This is a genomic window from Variovorax paradoxus (assembly GCF_030815855.1).
GTDB classification, from domain to species: Bacteria; Pseudomonadota; Gammaproteobacteria; order Burkholderiales; family Burkholderiaceae_C; genus Variovorax; species Variovorax paradoxus_M.
This window is the reverse complement of the sequence record NZ_JAUSXG010000001.1, coordinates 2,003,606-2,016,584: the sequence shown is the minus strand read 5'-3', so window position 1 is coordinate 2,016,584 and position 12,979 is coordinate 2,003,606. Positions and strand designations below refer to the sequence as shown.

Annotated in this window: 14 protein-coding genes and 1 pseudogene; 5 read left to right on the top strand and 10 right to left on the bottom strand. The window is 63.2% G+C overall.

What is annotated here, in order from left to right; all coding sequences use genetic code 11:
- Positions 1 to 248: 248 nt before the first annotated feature.
- On the top strand, positions 249 to 1,373 hold the full coding sequence (locus QFZ42_RS09405) for a sensor histidine kinase (RefSeq protein WP_307700705.1): 1,125 nt from the start codon (positions 249 to 251) through the stop codon (positions 1,371 to 1,373).
- Between the two features lie 55 nt (positions 1,374 to 1,428).
- Here QFZ42_RS09405 and QFZ42_RS09400 read toward each other — a convergent pair whose 3' ends face one another.
- The 5 genes and pseudogenes from QFZ42_RS09400 to QFZ42_RS09380 form a co-directional block, all read right to left on the bottom strand.
- On the bottom strand, positions 1,429 to 2,565 hold the full coding sequence (locus QFZ42_RS09400; protein ID WP_307700704.1) for an OmpA family protein: 1,137 nt from the start codon (positions 2,563 to 2,565) through the stop codon (positions 1,429 to 1,431).
- Between the two features lie 50 nt (positions 2,566 to 2,615).
- A complete protein-coding gene (locus QFZ42_RS09395; protein WP_307700703.1) occupies positions 2,616 to 4,358 on the bottom strand; it encodes an Ig-like domain-containing protein in 1,743 nt (580 codons plus the stop codon).
- Between the two features lie 1,025 nt (positions 4,359 to 5,383).
- Complete coding sequence (locus QFZ42_RS09390) at positions 5,384 to 5,590, bottom strand: hypothetical protein (RefSeq protein WP_307700702.1); 207 nt, start codon at positions 5,588 to 5,590, stop codon at positions 5,384 to 5,386.
- A 637-nt stretch (positions 5,591 to 6,227) separates the two neighbouring features.
- Entirely contained in the window at positions 6,228 to 6,473 is a 246-nt protein-coding gene (locus tag QFZ42_RS09385; RefSeq protein ID WP_307700701.1) for a hypothetical protein, read from the bottom strand.
- A gap of 661 nt (positions 6,474 to 7,134) precedes the next feature.
- A pseudogene (locus tag QFZ42_RS09380) lies at positions 7,135 to 7,830 on the bottom strand (IS3 family transposase); the annotation flags it as partial.
- 72 nt (positions 7,831 to 7,902) lie between these two features.
- Between QFZ42_RS09380 and QFZ42_RS09375 the strand changes: the two are divergent.
- Positions 7,903 to 8,031, top strand: coding sequence for a hypothetical protein (locus QFZ42_RS09375; RefSeq protein ID WP_307700700.1), 129 nt, complete (start codon positions 7,903 to 7,905; stop codon positions 8,029 to 8,031).
- Between the two features lie 211 nt (positions 8,032 to 8,242).
- Here QFZ42_RS09375 and QFZ42_RS09370 read toward each other — a convergent pair whose 3' ends face one another.
- The 5 genes from QFZ42_RS09370 to QFZ42_RS09350 all read right to left on the bottom strand — a co-directional run bounded on the left by QFZ42_RS09370 (position 8,243) and on the right by QFZ42_RS09350 (position 11,660).
- Complete coding sequence (locus QFZ42_RS09370) at positions 8,243 to 9,349, bottom strand: relaxase/mobilization nuclease domain-containing protein (RefSeq protein ID WP_307700699.1); 1,107 nt, start codon at positions 9,347 to 9,349, stop codon at positions 8,243 to 8,245.
- Positions 9,342 to 9,923 (bottom strand): hypothetical protein, encoded by a 582-nt coding sequence (locus QFZ42_RS09365; protein ID WP_307700698.1) that lies wholly within the window; start codon positions 9,921 to 9,923, stop codon positions 9,342 to 9,344. Before QFZ42_RS09365 ends, QFZ42_RS09370 begins: the two co-directional genes overlap by 8 nt.
- 357 nt (positions 9,924 to 10,280) lie before the next feature.
- On the bottom strand, positions 10,281 to 10,502 hold the full coding sequence (locus QFZ42_RS09360) for a hypothetical protein (protein WP_307700697.1): 222 nt from the start codon (positions 10,500 to 10,502) through the stop codon (positions 10,281 to 10,283).
- 64 nt (positions 10,503 to 10,566) lie between these two features.
- Positions 10,567 to 11,115, bottom strand: coding sequence for a hypothetical protein (locus tag QFZ42_RS09355; protein ID WP_307700696.1), 549 nt, complete (start codon positions 11,113 to 11,115; stop codon positions 10,567 to 10,569).
- 83 nt (positions 11,116 to 11,198) lie between these two features.
- The gene (locus tag QFZ42_RS09350; RefSeq protein WP_307700695.1) at positions 11,199 to 11,660 is read right to left on the bottom strand and encodes a hypothetical protein; all 462 of its coding nucleotides are present in this window, start codon (positions 11,658 to 11,660) and stop codon (positions 11,199 to 11,201) included.
- 392 nt (positions 11,661 to 12,052) lie between these two features.
- Between QFZ42_RS09350 and QFZ42_RS09345 the strand changes: the two genes are divergently transcribed.
- Genes QFZ42_RS09345 through QFZ42_RS09335 form a run of 3 tightly spaced genes read left to right on the top strand, consistent with a single transcriptional unit; the run spans position 12,053 to position 12,952 of the window.
- Positions 12,053 to 12,400: a hypothetical protein gene (locus QFZ42_RS09345; RefSeq protein ID WP_307700694.1), complete on the top strand. Its 348-nt coding sequence runs from the start codon at positions 12,053 to 12,055 to the stop codon at positions 12,398 to 12,400.
- Positions 12,382 to 12,576 (top strand): hypothetical protein, encoded by a 195-nt coding sequence (locus tag QFZ42_RS09340; protein WP_307700693.1) that lies wholly within the window; start codon positions 12,382 to 12,384, stop codon positions 12,574 to 12,576. Before QFZ42_RS09345 ends, QFZ42_RS09340 begins: the two co-directional genes overlap by 19 nt.
- On the top strand, positions 12,563 to 12,952 hold the full coding sequence (locus QFZ42_RS09335; protein WP_307700692.1) for a BrnA antitoxin family protein: 390 nt from the start codon (positions 12,563 to 12,565) through the stop codon (positions 12,950 to 12,952). Before QFZ42_RS09340 ends, QFZ42_RS09335 begins: the two co-directional genes overlap by 14 nt.
- The last annotated feature ends 27 nt before the right edge of the window (positions 12,953 to 12,979 follow it).

Genomic DNA, 12,979 nt, shown 5'->3' with positions numbered 1-12,979 from the left:
GATTTTGGTGAGCCGCGCAAAATCACGGTGTCGTAGATATTCCCGTGCTCCGGTGGGAATCTTCCATCGGCAGCGCACCCGAGAGCACACCTTGATTGAGTCACAACCAGGCTGTCCTGCATTGCGCCCATATGCCCCATGGTCTCTTCGATTTTCCTAGCCTAAAGCGCCTATAGTGGTCGCCGCGCCTCCGAAGCACGAGCTGCTGGCCCGCCCGGCCGCTTCGTGTCCCGACCAAGGAGGTCTTCATGCACCGTTTCCTTTCCAACAACCGCGACGAACTGGTTGCAAGGTGCAAAGCGAAGGTCGCGCAGCGCCCCCTGCGGGCGGCGACCGAAGAGCAACTGGCCCATGGGGTGCCCATGTTCCTGGACCAGCTCACGAGAACGCTCGCCGCGGAAGAAGACGACGAGATGGATGTGAGCATCGCCATCTCCGGGCCCTCGGGGGGCGATTCTCTGGCCCTGTCGGAAATAGGCGTGAGCGCCACCGCGCACGGCAAGGAACTGCTCAACCTCGGCTATACCGTGGACCAGGTCGTTCATGACTACGGCGATCTCTGCCAAGCCATCACAGACCTTGCATTCGAGAGGGATGCGCCATTTGCCGTGGGAGAGTTCCGCACGCTGAACCGTTGCCTGGACAACGCCATTGCAGACGCCGTCACGGAATTCAGCTCGCAACGCGATGCGCAGATCTCGGTGCAGCAGATCGCTGGCGAAAAGCAGCGGCTGGGGTTTCTGGTTCACGAACTGCGCAATTCGCTCGGCACGGCCACGCTCGCCGTGCGGGCGCTCGAACTGGGCAACATGACCATCAGCGGCGCAACGGGCGCGGTCCTGAAGCGAAGCCTTTCAACCCTGGGACTGCTGATCAGCAGGGCCACGGCCGAAGTGAGGGGCGAAGGGGCAGATCAACGCCAGACTTTCTCGGTGGCATCCTTCATTGCAGATGTCGATCTCGTGGCCCGGCTCGATGTGGCGCGCAAAGGCGCCGTCTTCGAGGTGCGAGCCGTGGACCCCTCGCTGGCGATCCTGGCCAACCGCGATCTGCTGCATGCGGCGCTGGCCAACCTGCTGCAGAACGCCTTCAAGTACACCCGGGAGAATTCCATGGTGACCCTGAGCGCCTACGCATCGGGCGACTGCGTCCTCATCGATGTCGAGGACCATTGCGGTGGATTGCCGCCAGGTGGCGCCGCAAAGATGTTCATTCCCTTCACTCCCAACAACGACCGCAGGGCCGGCCTGGGCCTGGGGCTTTCGATCGCTCGTCAAACCATTGAAGCGGACTATGGAACGTTGACGGTGCGCGACGTGCCGGGCTCGGGCTGCGTGTTCACCATCAGCCTTCCGCTGCACTCGCTTCATTAGGCAGCGGCGCGGTTGGCGCGTTCCCGCGCTGCTCTCCGATGGCCCTGCGGGCGCTTCAATCAGTGGCGCCGCTGACCTCGACGACGACTCGGCGATCAGGCTGAAGGCAGGCAATCAACGTCGGCGTCGGGGCGTTCCCTTTGCAGTCTCCAGGGAGAGTCACCGGCGCGGTCTCGCCCTTTCCCGTCGCCACGAGTTTCGCCGGCTCGAAGCGTCCATGTGCAATGAAGTACTGCCTGACCGTCTGCGCGCGCCGCATCGAGAGTCGCTGGTTGTATGCCGCGGAACCCAGCCGATCTGTGTGACCTTCGACATGCACCGCATCGAAGCGCAGGCCGCTGAGGTCCTTCATGAACCTGTCGAGTGCGTCACGGCCTTCCGGGCGCAGCATCGCGGCGTCGAACGCAAAGAGCGAGTCCGCGGAAAAGCTCACACGCTTGCGCGCCGGTGCCGGCACAACCTGCACCGGTGGGGGCGGCTCGGCGGTCGGCGGGGGCGCTACATAAGAGGACGTGACCACCGGAGGCGATGCGGGAGCGGCCGCGCGGCCGAACGGGAACATCAGCGTCACCGAAAAAGTGTTCACGTCGCCCCGGTTGCCGATCGCATCGTTGACCCGATACCGCTCGGCCTCGCCACGGATCAGAAACGACGGCGTGACTTCGTACTGAATGCCGAGACCGGCCTTGTAGTTCGTGTCGCGTTTGCTCGGGTTGGGCGTGAGGACCTGGACCGCACCGGTCCCGCTGAAGCGGTCGCTTGCCTTGGCGACCTGTGCGCCAACCCTGCCGATGACGGAGAACCGTTCCGTGATTGGCAGCGTCCCGACCAGATCGAGGTTGAAGCCACGCAATTTGATCTGGCCGTCCAGGGTGCCCGTGGGCCACGTGGTGGCGGCGTAGCCGAATTTGCCAAGATCGAAGTAGCCGCCTTCCAGCGCGAAGTAGCGGTTGAACTGGTAGCCGCCGAAGAGCTTGAAGGCCGTGCCGCGTTCCTTCAACGACAGCGACGTCGTTCCCAGTCCGGCGCCAAGGAGACCCGCTGTAATGCGTTCATCGTCGATCTTCGCTCGCGACTGGCCGACGGAAAGTCCCCCGTAGTAGTACCCGTTGTCCTGTGCCAAGGCGCCGGCGCCGGCCAGAGAACCGACGGCGGCAGCACTGAGGAGAGGCAGCATGCGCTTGGTATTCATCAAGGTCTTTCTGGGGGGCGGCGGACGAACGGGGTTGAGCATCGGGCGCGTCATGGCGCGACGATCGTTGTGTTGACCATGGTGACCGAGGCGGTCAAGCCGATGGCTCGGCCCGTCAAGGTCGTCTGCACCGTCTGGCCGGCGGTGGAAATCGTCACGCCGGCGGGCGCGATGATGGTGCCGACCATCGAGCTGCCGTCCTCGATCCGTCCGGCGGAGCCGACCTGCCAGAACACGTTGGCCGCCTTGGCGCCGTTGATGAGGAACACGCGGCGCGGTATGCCAGGCAGGCCGATCGTCATGGAGGCGGAGCTCTGGAACACCCATGTCGCGTTGGCATCGCCCTGTGCATCGAGCGTCAGGTCTCCGGAGGTGATCGAGAACGTGCCTCCCGCGGCGGTGTAGACGGCGGGCGGCAGAATCAGTCCACCGAGTTGACCCGCGCCGGGGTCGCTGCCGGCCGGCAGCGCAGCGAGCTGGTTGTAGCTCGCCTGAGCGTCTGCGCGGGCCTGCGTCGCGAAGTCGAACTTCGCCACCGTGCCTGGTGCGGGCGGTGCGCAGTAGATCGTGCCGTCGACCGCGCCGACGTTCAGCGGCGTCTGCGTATAGACGTCGAACGGATCGTGCAGGCCGGTCACGAGCGTGCATGCTGCGGTCGTGCCAAGATTGCCGCCGATCACAGTATTGATGCCCTGGTTGGTTATGCCGGCGCCGCCGCCGAAAGCACCGAAGCTCGCAATCGATCGCAGATCGACCGCTGGGACGCAAGGCTGGGCACTGGTCGAGAAGCTCCATACGACATCGAGCGCGAGCGGGTTGCCCGCCAAGTCCCGCACGCCGGCTGCGCCAGAGACGATGGTGGCGGAGAGCGTCGCGTTGGCGGCGAAGCCTGCCGGCGCGCTGGGCGCGAAACTGGCGATCCGATTCACGGGGTCATAACTCACAGTGCCCGGGACCACCACGCCGTTGTCGGCGATCCGGAAGGTCGTCTCGTCGAACGAAGACGGATCCATGGGTTCGCTGAAGGTCGCATTGACCGACTTGTTGCGGCATACGCCGGCAGCGCCCGCGATCGGATTGACGCCGAGCACCGTCGGAGGGACCGCGTCCGCCGTCGACCCCGTCATGAAGGTCCAGACATGGTTGCCCGCGTTGGGTGCGACGGCCGTATTGCCGGCGAGTGCATTGCCCGACGCGTCAGTTGCGGCGGTTGTGATCGTTGCGGTGAACAGGGTGTTCACAGGGAGCGTGGAAGCAGTCGGTGTGAACGTCGCAGTGCGGCTGGAAGCCGCGTAGGTCACCGTACCGCTGACGGCAGTGGCGAGGTTGCCGCTCGTGATCGCAAAGCTGGCGCTCGAGATCGTGGCTGGATTCATTGCTTCGCTGAAGGTCGCCGTGATGCGCGTGTTGGTTGCCACGCCTGTGGACGCCGCAGCCGGCACCGTCAGGATGACCGTGGGGCGGGTGGCATCGGGCAGGGCCGCAGTGCGGAAGCGCCAACTGAAGTTACTGGCCAGTGCGAGCCCGGTGGTGTCGCGCGCCGACGTGGCGACCGTCGCAACGCACAGCGTGCCGGGCGGCAGCGCCGCGGCGGGCGTCAATGTGGCCGTCGACGTGGCCGCATCGTAGGTCACCGATGCGCTGACGGGCGAACCCGCCGGACAGGCGAGCGTGAAGCTGGTGGTCGAGAGGCTGCCGGCGGCCATTGGCTTGCTGAATGTCGCCTGCACGCTGCTGCTGGTAGCGACGCCGGTGACCGGCGGCTCCTTGGCGGCCGGCGAAGTGGATGTCACGGTGGGTGCGACGCCAAGCGCTGGCGGACCCAGGATTGGACCCAGACCGCCGCCACCACCACCACCGCAGCCAACGATCAGAGAGCTCAGGAGCAACGAGGCTCCAAGCACCCGAGATCTTAAAAGAGAGCTGATTGAGAATTTCATGAGGCCGTACCTGGTTGCTCAGTGGCAGATATCCCTCTGCAGGCTAGCCAGATGCGGACGGTGAATTCGCGAGTGTCGATTAAAAAAAAGAATGCCACTCAGAATGAGTGGATGATGGCATGCGCCAGAAGAAAAAAGGAATTTGTATTTTCAGATTTGATGCGTCCGAAGAGAGTTTTGCGGTGCCGGCTGCTTGCTTTATGAATTAAGCTTCGGTTTTATTCTCAGAGTAGCTCCTCTGAAGGCAAGGGTTTATGCCATTGTCACGACGGCACCTAGCTATGCGGCTTCCAACGCTTTGGGCATCCGTCTTCAGGCAATCGCATGGTTTTGTGCGTAGCGGCTAATCGGCACGAGGCTCGCCTCGGCCACCTGCTCCATCAGGATCGACAGCGGCGGTTAGAAGCAAATAGCCGGATCGTGATCATGTTCATCTCCCAAGAACGCCGGTACTTCTGAGCAACTCGCAATCGAGAAATGAAATGCCGCCTTGGTCCTTTGAGCGGGCTCATATGCCGCTTCCAGTTTGTGTCGCTTGCGCGGAGGAAAGTCCGACGCATCTCGCTGCTTTTTTGAGACTGATCTGATGGGGCCGATATGAAGCCAAGTGCACATCTCCTGCACCTTGCTCCCCCAACATCAGGCCAGTTGTACTTGCTTGATTTGCAAGGCCGATATGACTCGCCTGTGGCGTCGCTTCAGGCACGCAAGAATTGACTGCCTTCAAGCAGAGGGGAGCTTGAAAGAGAGACTCGTCGCGTGCTTCGCGGCACGTCCCTGCGGTGAGGCGAACACTGCGCTGTCGCCGACAAGCCGGAAGCGGCTGATCCCCCAAGGAGACCGGGCCAGCCGTCGATGGCTATCTTGCCTCAGGCCGCTCATTCGATTGAGCCGCGGAGGTGAGCCCGAGCCTTCGCCTGCTCTTTCTCGATGCCCCCAAGCACAAGGTCTTTCCAAGAGCCATCCGAGCAATAGACGCGAAGCGCGATGCAATTTAGCGAACCGAACTCGGCTTCATGCAAGAGTTCACGCAGCGTCGCCAACGCTGCGTCTTCGCAAAGGAGGACGGCATCTTCTTGAATCATTCGAGCCTCCAAGATTCAGGCCGCGTAACACATTGTACCAAGTATTGATTTAGTGTCAGCTTTTTTCGTACTTCGCGTAAAGGGTATACGCCCGTATTCGGACATAGGCTATTCGCAATGTAGCGCCTGCTCGACCTAAGCGGCGGCCGTCCAGTTCTCAGATCCGCCAGCGGTGATCTTTCGCCACAGTGACAGGGAGCCGATCGCCTCATTAACGTGCACTGTTTTTATGGTGCGCCACGCGTCGGTGGAAACTGTCAATGCAAACCCAGAACGGACTCGGGGCGGCGCGCAATCGCATGTGGTTGCCGATGAAGGTCAAGCCAACCCATTGCCCTTGAACGCTGTCGTTGGTACACCGTTCCTTTTCTACCCGACGGTATTTTCGATTGCGGCTACTGGCCGGGGGTTGAGGTGCCACAGACATGTGGGCGCTTCATGCCTTCGAACATTTCAGCGTGCCTATCAACTGTTGCAGCAATGGAGCCGGCTCGTTTCAGAGCAAAGGAGGAATCTGGTTCAAGCGAACCGTGCCGTCTGATTTCAGCCAGACCCAGCAGTGCCGCGCCTGCAGTGATGGTGCAATCGGCTATGTTGAAGATGGCTCCTTCTTGAGTCTCCATCTCCAGGCCTCGAACTAGCGCTGGTAAAGGGTCAGTCGGGAGTCGCTCGCCACCCCGGCCTTGGTGGATACAAGAGACACCTCATAGCGTGTGCCGGGAATCGGGAACCTCGGCGAGAAGCTGAACGAGAAGTTTCCGTTCGCGTCGGCCTGCAGCGTTTGCGAGTAGACGTGCTGCGAAACGCTGAAGCCGCCTGGCGCCTGTGTGCTGGCATCGACCTTGGCTTCCACAGTCGCGAACGAGGCCGTTCGGCCCTGCACGACGGTGCGGACTGATGTTCACGACTTGGGGCGGCCGATTGTCGACCACCTGCGGCTGAACCTGCGACACGGCCAGGTTGGCGGTGACCACTCGGTCACCGACCCGAAGCGTCGCCACGACGAGCAGGGACGAATTCAAGTTGTCGCGACTGGGCTGCGCAGATGAGCTGTCGAAACGGTGCGTCGAAAAAGGGAAGTGGTCGATGTCAAGGCGGACTCCTGGCTCTACGGGCGGCGATGTAGGCCCGGAGCAAGTTGATGGGTAGAAAACGGTCTCGCCAATCGGCGAGGCGAGGCTTTCAATAGGCTGCGACGTATGGGCTGCTGCCGGTTTTCCCGCAGTTCAACGCAAGAGCCCGGATCACGCTCACGCTGCCTCTATGCCGGACGCCGCTGGGACCGTAAGCAGGTTCCGTCCCAGCCTCTCCCGGGGCAACTTCACTCCCCGGTTTCGACGTCATTTGAGTGCTTTCGACACTTGAACGGCAGTTCACTGTTGTTCGTCTTCGTTGATCCACACCTGATGCTTCAAGAGCACCTTTTCCATGACGCTCACGACTAGGGCTTTTGACCCAAGCCGCTCATGGTGGTTTGCCACCTGCTCCTGCAAGCCGATGGCGGGGGGCCATACCCTCATCTCTCACGCCGCTTGCTGCGGCACACTGAAGTCGGCCACCCACTTCTGGTTGGGCGCATCAGCCTGGAACTGACTGTCCAACACGTTGTCGGCGATAGCGCTGCGCTGGCCTCGGTCTTGCGGCAAGCCTCGGCGTCGGTCGTGGCCTCGCACGCAGGGCCTGTTCACGCATGAGCCGTTCAACGCGATGCAATCCGCATCTTTGACCCAGTGCCAGCACGTCATGCCACACGCGCCGGGCGCCATAGGTGCGGTCGCTGCCCAGGAAGCTCTGGCGCACCTGGCTGCCGAGCACCTCGTCTTCCAGACTGCGTTGGCTTCGGGGCCTGCTGAGCCACGCATAGAAGCCGCTTCGCGGGACACCGAGCGCCTCGCACATCATTGCCAACGGCCACGTCCCTCGGTGTTTCGCGACGAAGCCGAACTTCACATCGACTCCTTGGCGAAGTAGGCCGCCGCTTTTTTCAACAGATCACGCTCCATGCGCAGCTTGGCGTTCTCCTTCCTCAAACGCTCCAGCTCAGCCTGTTCGGGCTTCATCACGCCCTGACCAGGGAACGCCTGCTTCGGGTCCGCAGTCGCCTCACGTACCCATTTGCGCAGCACGTTCTCGTGCACATCGAGGTCGCGTGCAGCCTGCGCCATCGACACGCCTCGTTCCTTCACCAGCTTGACAGCCTCAAGCTTGAACTCTCGGCTGAATTGCCTTCTCGTTCCCATGAACCACCTCCGGTTTCATTTCACACCTTAACAAGGTGTCTTTGAAACCGGCAGCAGCCCAGGACGCACTTCATGACGAAGACGCTGGAGCACGTCAGCACCGAGATGAACCTGCACGTGCTGGCTTACAACCTCGAGCGGGTGATCGCCATCCTGGGCATGGTCAGAACGATGAAGGCGATGAAGCTGGCGAGGGCGTGAGCCCTTTTAAAGACCGCTGAAGGTGGTCCGAGACATCATGAACAGAGCGAAGCACGGTTACGCGGCGACAAACGCTGAATGGCACCAGCAGACTCAATGACGCGACCTCAAGTCTCGTGTTCGGCGTACTGGCGTGCCAATTGCGTTTCCACACGGCCTCAGTCTGAAGCAGACATATGGGCCGCCGCGACTGCCACAGTCGTGCGGTACCTCACCGGAACTTTGGCCCCGGTGACTTGATATCGCTGGGTCTTAAAGTCTGGTGTTTCACCTGCTCTCTCCAGCCATTCGCCAACCGCTGATCATCGGTCTGCACCGCCGGCATGCGCTCCGTGAAGCGATCCGCCTGTGCAGCCAATCTCGTTTCGCCCTGTCTCCTCAACATGCCCACCGTTGCGTGCCAGTCCGCCAACACCTCTTGGCGGGTGTCTTGCATCTTTGCCTGACCCGCGTCTGGAGCGCCCCGCCCCGCTTTGAGGCTCCGCAGCACCTGTTCCAACTTCGTCCGCATCACCGTGGATGGCTTCGGCGCCCGACATCCATCGCGCTCGGCGAGCGACAACTTCGCAAAGGCCCGCAACGCCCGCAATCGATGATGGATCGGATCTCGATAGGGTTTGCGAACTTGCCCGCGCACCTGCCGCGGCGTCGCATTGGCCGCCACGCCCTGCTCACGCATCAGCGCGGCAAACTGCTCGCGCCACTGGCGCAGCGTGTCCTTGCGGATGTAGAGGCGCTTGCCGGGCTCGAACTCGTGTTCGCACTTGACCACCAGGTGCACGTGCGGGTGCGGCTGATCGGTGTGCAGCACCATGGCATAGCGATACTGCAGCGCGAAGTTCTCGCGCGCAAAGACGCGTGCGGCGGCCAGTACTTTTTCCGGTGGCGTGCCGGCGGGCATGGACAGGACGATGTTGTGGACCAACTTCGCACGCGTGTCTTTCTGCCCCGGAGCGGGTCGCGGCTTGTGCTGGCTTCTGCAAAGCTCAAGCTGCCAGTCGGCCGTGATCTCCTTGGCTGCACCCCGGCCCTGCTGCGCCAGCCCCTCATCGGTTTCGATCGGCACCCTGCCGTGACGGCCGATGTAGCGCAGGTGGGCCTCGACACCACCGATGTCCCGCCCGCCGCCGGAGACCTTCACCATCACCTCGGGCGTACGCCCCACCGTGCGCTGGATCTGTGCGATCTGGTCGGCGCCGAAGCGGAGCTGACCACCTGGCCCTCGCCGACCGTAGCTCACGATGTCCAGCGTCATGTCGCGCGGCGCACCCGTGGAGCCGCGGCTGCTTCGGCCCAAGCGCACCGTCTGTTCAGGCATGGCAGCTCCCTTCGCCGGTCTCCCAGCTGATGAGGTTGCGGCGCACGATGGCGGCCGCGGCCTCGCGTGCCACCTCGACTTCCTGCCGGACCCGCGCGATCGCTTCGCTGAGGTCCGGTGTCATCGGCGCCGGCATCGTGTTCGGCATGCCGAACATTCGAAGCTGCCGCCCCAACGCGGCCAGTCGGGCGCCGGTCACTTTGATCTGGTCCAGTTCGTTCGGCGGCAGCACGGCCGCGTCACGGACATGGTTGTGGATCAGCATGGTCCGGTAGCTGCCGGTCTTCATCCCACGGGAATGGGCGCGCTGCGCCGCCAGCGCGCGATCGCCATTGCGAAGCCGCAGCGTGATGCGGTCCGCCAGGCCAACGCTGTTTTCCGATTCGCATGGGGATCTCGGTCCGCCCGAGCCTGGCGAGATGTCGCCATTGGTCTTGAGCACTTCGTCGACCATCTTCGCCAGCAGATTCGACGCACTGAGGTGATGCCGCGCGGCCAGCACGGCGAACCGCGCCCTCGTTTCGGGCGACACCCGGGTACCTATCACGCGGCTGGTTCGAGAGGTCTTGGTCATTGCAACGCCGTTGCAGTAAACAATGTCTGACGTCAGTCTATCCTGCCCTCATAGCCGCACAAGGACTTTGCGTTCTGCGTCTCACGTTCGGCATCCCATGTTCGCCCTCTCACCACCCTCCCTGATCGCGTGCGCGCTCGAGGCGCATCCGAGCCCCCTCGCCGGGTCGGACCGGTCCACCCCTCCGGTCACTCCGTCGCATCGAAAAAAAGGAACATGAGGACAGGAACAAAAAGACCCGCCATCGTCTATGGCGGGCCCCGCGGCAACCCCTCGATGTTCGGCATGCCGAACAAGAAAACAGCCAAACCAGCATCGAGGGGCACGAGAGACGAGATCGAGCCGCCTACCTACCGGCTACGCCTCTTCCTCTCCATGGCGTGGTGCCGCCGCGAGCGGGCGCAGCGGAGAGGGGAGCCAACGCGTGCCCTCCAACCGGCGGGCGCAGTACGCTGCAGCGTCGGTCTTCTTCATCACCGCCACAAGCGGCGTGCCGTGCTCGCCGGTCGCCTCTGCCACGGTTTCGAGCGCCTTCGCCTTGCTGACATGGCCGAAGTAGTTCGCGGCAGTCGGTACCACGAAAACGGATCGGGAAGCTGCAGAAACAGGCGCAGGCGGATGCACTGCGCCAGCAGGACAGCGATCAGGTCCGCACGCAGGCACAGCCACGGCGCACCGCCGCAGTGGCCGCAGCCGCAGCCGCGATGTCCCGCCGCCGCAGCGCCCTTTCGGTCATCGACAAGAAGACCGGCCCAGACAGGATCGCCAGGACTTCGAGCTTTCCGTCCTCAATGCCTTGGGCAGGGGACACCGGCAGATCACCTGAACGGAAGCTGGCCAGCGTGTGGGCCAGGCTTCCGCGCTGCAGGCCGAAGAACACGAACTGCCCTGCTTCTGGCGCCTTCACCCGCCCTGCCCCTTCCAGGATCTTCAGAGGCATCCAAAGCGAGGGCTCGGCGATCGCCTGCGACAACAGCGCCGCCCGGTCCGCGATGCGGATGTCTGCGCCGCGCGCGACAGGCTGCCGCGACCACGTGGAGTGGTTCAGGTGCTGGTGGATCGGCCGCAGTTGCGGCCCGATGCGTCGGCCGCCGCCCGGCGCAAAAACCTGGCCCACCTGGATGGAAGTCAGCAGGCCCTTGCGCTTGCCCTTTCCTTGCCCTCGGCGCCCCCGCCGAGCGTGAGCGGCCATCGTCAGGAACTGGCATCACGCTCAGGCCTCTGCCGGCCATCAGTCCGATGCAGCCGCGGCTCCAACGGAGCACTCGGATGGGCTCAAGTCTTGCGCGGTGGTTTTACGTCCTTGCGGCCAGGCTCGCTGCCATCGTCGCCGGGATAGCGCAACTGGCTACCGACGCGGCTCGGGTACTTCATCGCATCCATGGATCCCGCGCGTCCGGTGAAGGGGCGCAACTCGCTGCCGGTGTAGGTTTCGCGATGCAGTGGAGGCCTGGGTCCGAGGGTTGGCACGGGCGCGGACGGGGTCTGCGCGTCCTGCCTTTGCAGCGCCTCGCGCCCCTGCACCGTGATCGTGTGCAGATGGCCTGGCGTTCCGTCGTGCCGGGGACTGGAAACTTCTCGGACGTAGCCCCGCGTGCGCAGTTCCGCCAGATCCTCGACAACGGGTCGCCCCAGGCTTTGGCTGATGGCGATGCCGAGAGACAGATCCATGCGGGCCACCGCGCGCAGAACGGCGAGAGGATCCGGGGCGAGGGGAGCAGAGATTGGGGAAGTCATCTCGCATTCTCCACGCGTCGCGCCGCAAAGCGAACTCGGCTTCGGCCGAAAGGGCGCCAGAGGATCGAATCGCGATCCCGAGCGCGGCAGCATGGCCGGATCGAGGTGTTGCAGCGCTGGAGCAGCGATTCCGTGGTGGCTTTTTCGGCAAGCGGGCCGCTGGCAGGGTCAATACCGAACTGTTGGCCTGGACTGGGAGATCGGACGCCGCATCAGTACCAGACTCGAGGCGACGGTCTGGGGAAAGGACCTCGTTCTCGGCCCAGCCCGAGCACCGGGCGCCCACGCTGAAGGGTCGGCGCGGATCCACGCGCAGCAGCCGTTTCGGATGCGTCCGCTTCACGAGGGCTACCGCGGGACGAAAACGTGACACAGCTCGTGACACAACTGCCATGAATGCAGGCAGCGCCGCGCCCTTCTTCGATGCGACGAAAGCCGCCCTCGCGCCGGTCGCCTCAGTCGACCTGGCCCGTCCCATTCACGTCCTCGGGCTTGTGCCAACTTCAAAGGCACCTTGTCAAGTTGTGAAACGAAATCGAAGGTGGTTCATGGCAGCGAGAAGGCAATTCAGCCGCGAGTTCAAGCCGGAGGCAGGCACGTTGGTGGATGACCTCGATGCGGACGAGAACGTGCGGCGCAAGTGGGTGCGCCAGGCTGCGATGACCCGGTCAGGACGAGGGTTGCCGAAGGCGGCGTTATTTCCTGCAGAGACAAATAAATCTTGCACCTTATATTTATAGTTATTCGTTGGACTCGCGCCGGTATCGGCAAGTGGGGCGGCGCCCGCGTGATCTATTTCAATCGCAAAGAACAGGGCGATCTTGTGCTGCTGCTCATCTACGTGAAGGCCAAGTTCGACAACATCCCCGCCGCCGCCCTGTTGAAACTGAAGGAGGCTCTTGATGCCAAAGATTGACAAGGAAATGGTGCAATTCGAGAAGGATCTGCTCCAGTCCATCGGAGAGATGAAGCGCGGCGAACATGCTGCCGTGCACACGCCCGAGCAGATCGGGGCACGAAAGCGCGGTCGGCCGGCGGGCACTGTCAAAGAAACGCCGACGGTATCGACCACGATCCGGTTTGATGCCGACGTCCTGGAGGCACTGAAGTCTGGCGGTCGCGGCTGGCAAACCAGAGTGAACGACGTGATCAGGTCCGTTTTCATTTCGGACACGCGCGAAGAAGCCGTCGCTCTCGCCCGCGATCTGGGCAAGGCTCCGGCGCGCCGGGGCAAAGGCGTGATCGGTGCGCGCGCCGTCGGCGAGAAGCGCGAAGCGATCCGTCGCAGATGAGGGCGATGGGCATCTCGGACGAAGACT

What these genes read in the sequence shown, in the direction of transcription:
- QFZ42_RS09405 (WP_307700705.1), top strand. Translation starts at nt 249, where the DNA reads ATGCACCGTTTCCTTTCCAACAACCGCGACGAACTGGTTGCAAGGTGC.
- QFZ42_RS09400 (WP_307700704.1), bottom strand. Translation starts at nt 2,565, where the DNA reads ATGAATACCAAGCGCATGCTGCCTCTCCTCAGTGCTGCCGCCGTCGGT.
- QFZ42_RS09390 (WP_307700702.1), bottom strand. Translation starts at nt 5,590, where the DNA reads ATGATTCAAGAAGATGCCGTCCTCCTTTGCGAAGACGCAGCGTTGGCG.
- QFZ42_RS09375 (WP_307700700.1), top strand. Translation starts at nt 7,903, where the DNA reads ATGACGAAGACGCTGGAGCACGTCAGCACCGAGATGAACCTGCACGTG.
- QFZ42_RS09370 (WP_307700699.1), bottom strand. Translation starts at nt 9,349, where the DNA reads ATGCCTGAACAGACGGTGCGCTTGGGCCGAAGCAGCCGCGGCTCCACG.
- QFZ42_RS09365 (WP_307700698.1), bottom strand. Translation starts at nt 9,923, where the DNA reads ATGACCAAGACCTCTCGAACCAGCCGCGTGATAGGTACCCGGGTGTCG.
- QFZ42_RS09355 (WP_307700696.1), bottom strand. Translation starts at nt 11,115, where the DNA reads ATGGCCGCTCACGCTCGGCGGGGGCGCCGAGGGCAAGGAAAGGGCAAG.
- QFZ42_RS09350 (WP_307700695.1), bottom strand. Translation starts at nt 11,660, where the DNA reads ATGACTTCCCCAATCTCTGCTCCCCTCGCCCCGGATCCTCTCGCCGTT.
- QFZ42_RS09345 (WP_307700694.1), top strand. Translation starts at nt 12,053, where the DNA reads ATGAATGCAGGCAGCGCCGCGCCCTTCTTCGATGCGACGAAAGCCGCC.
- QFZ42_RS09335 (WP_307700692.1), top strand. Translation starts at nt 12,563, where the DNA reads ATGCCAAAGATTGACAAGGAAATGGTGCAATTCGAGAAGGATCTGCTC.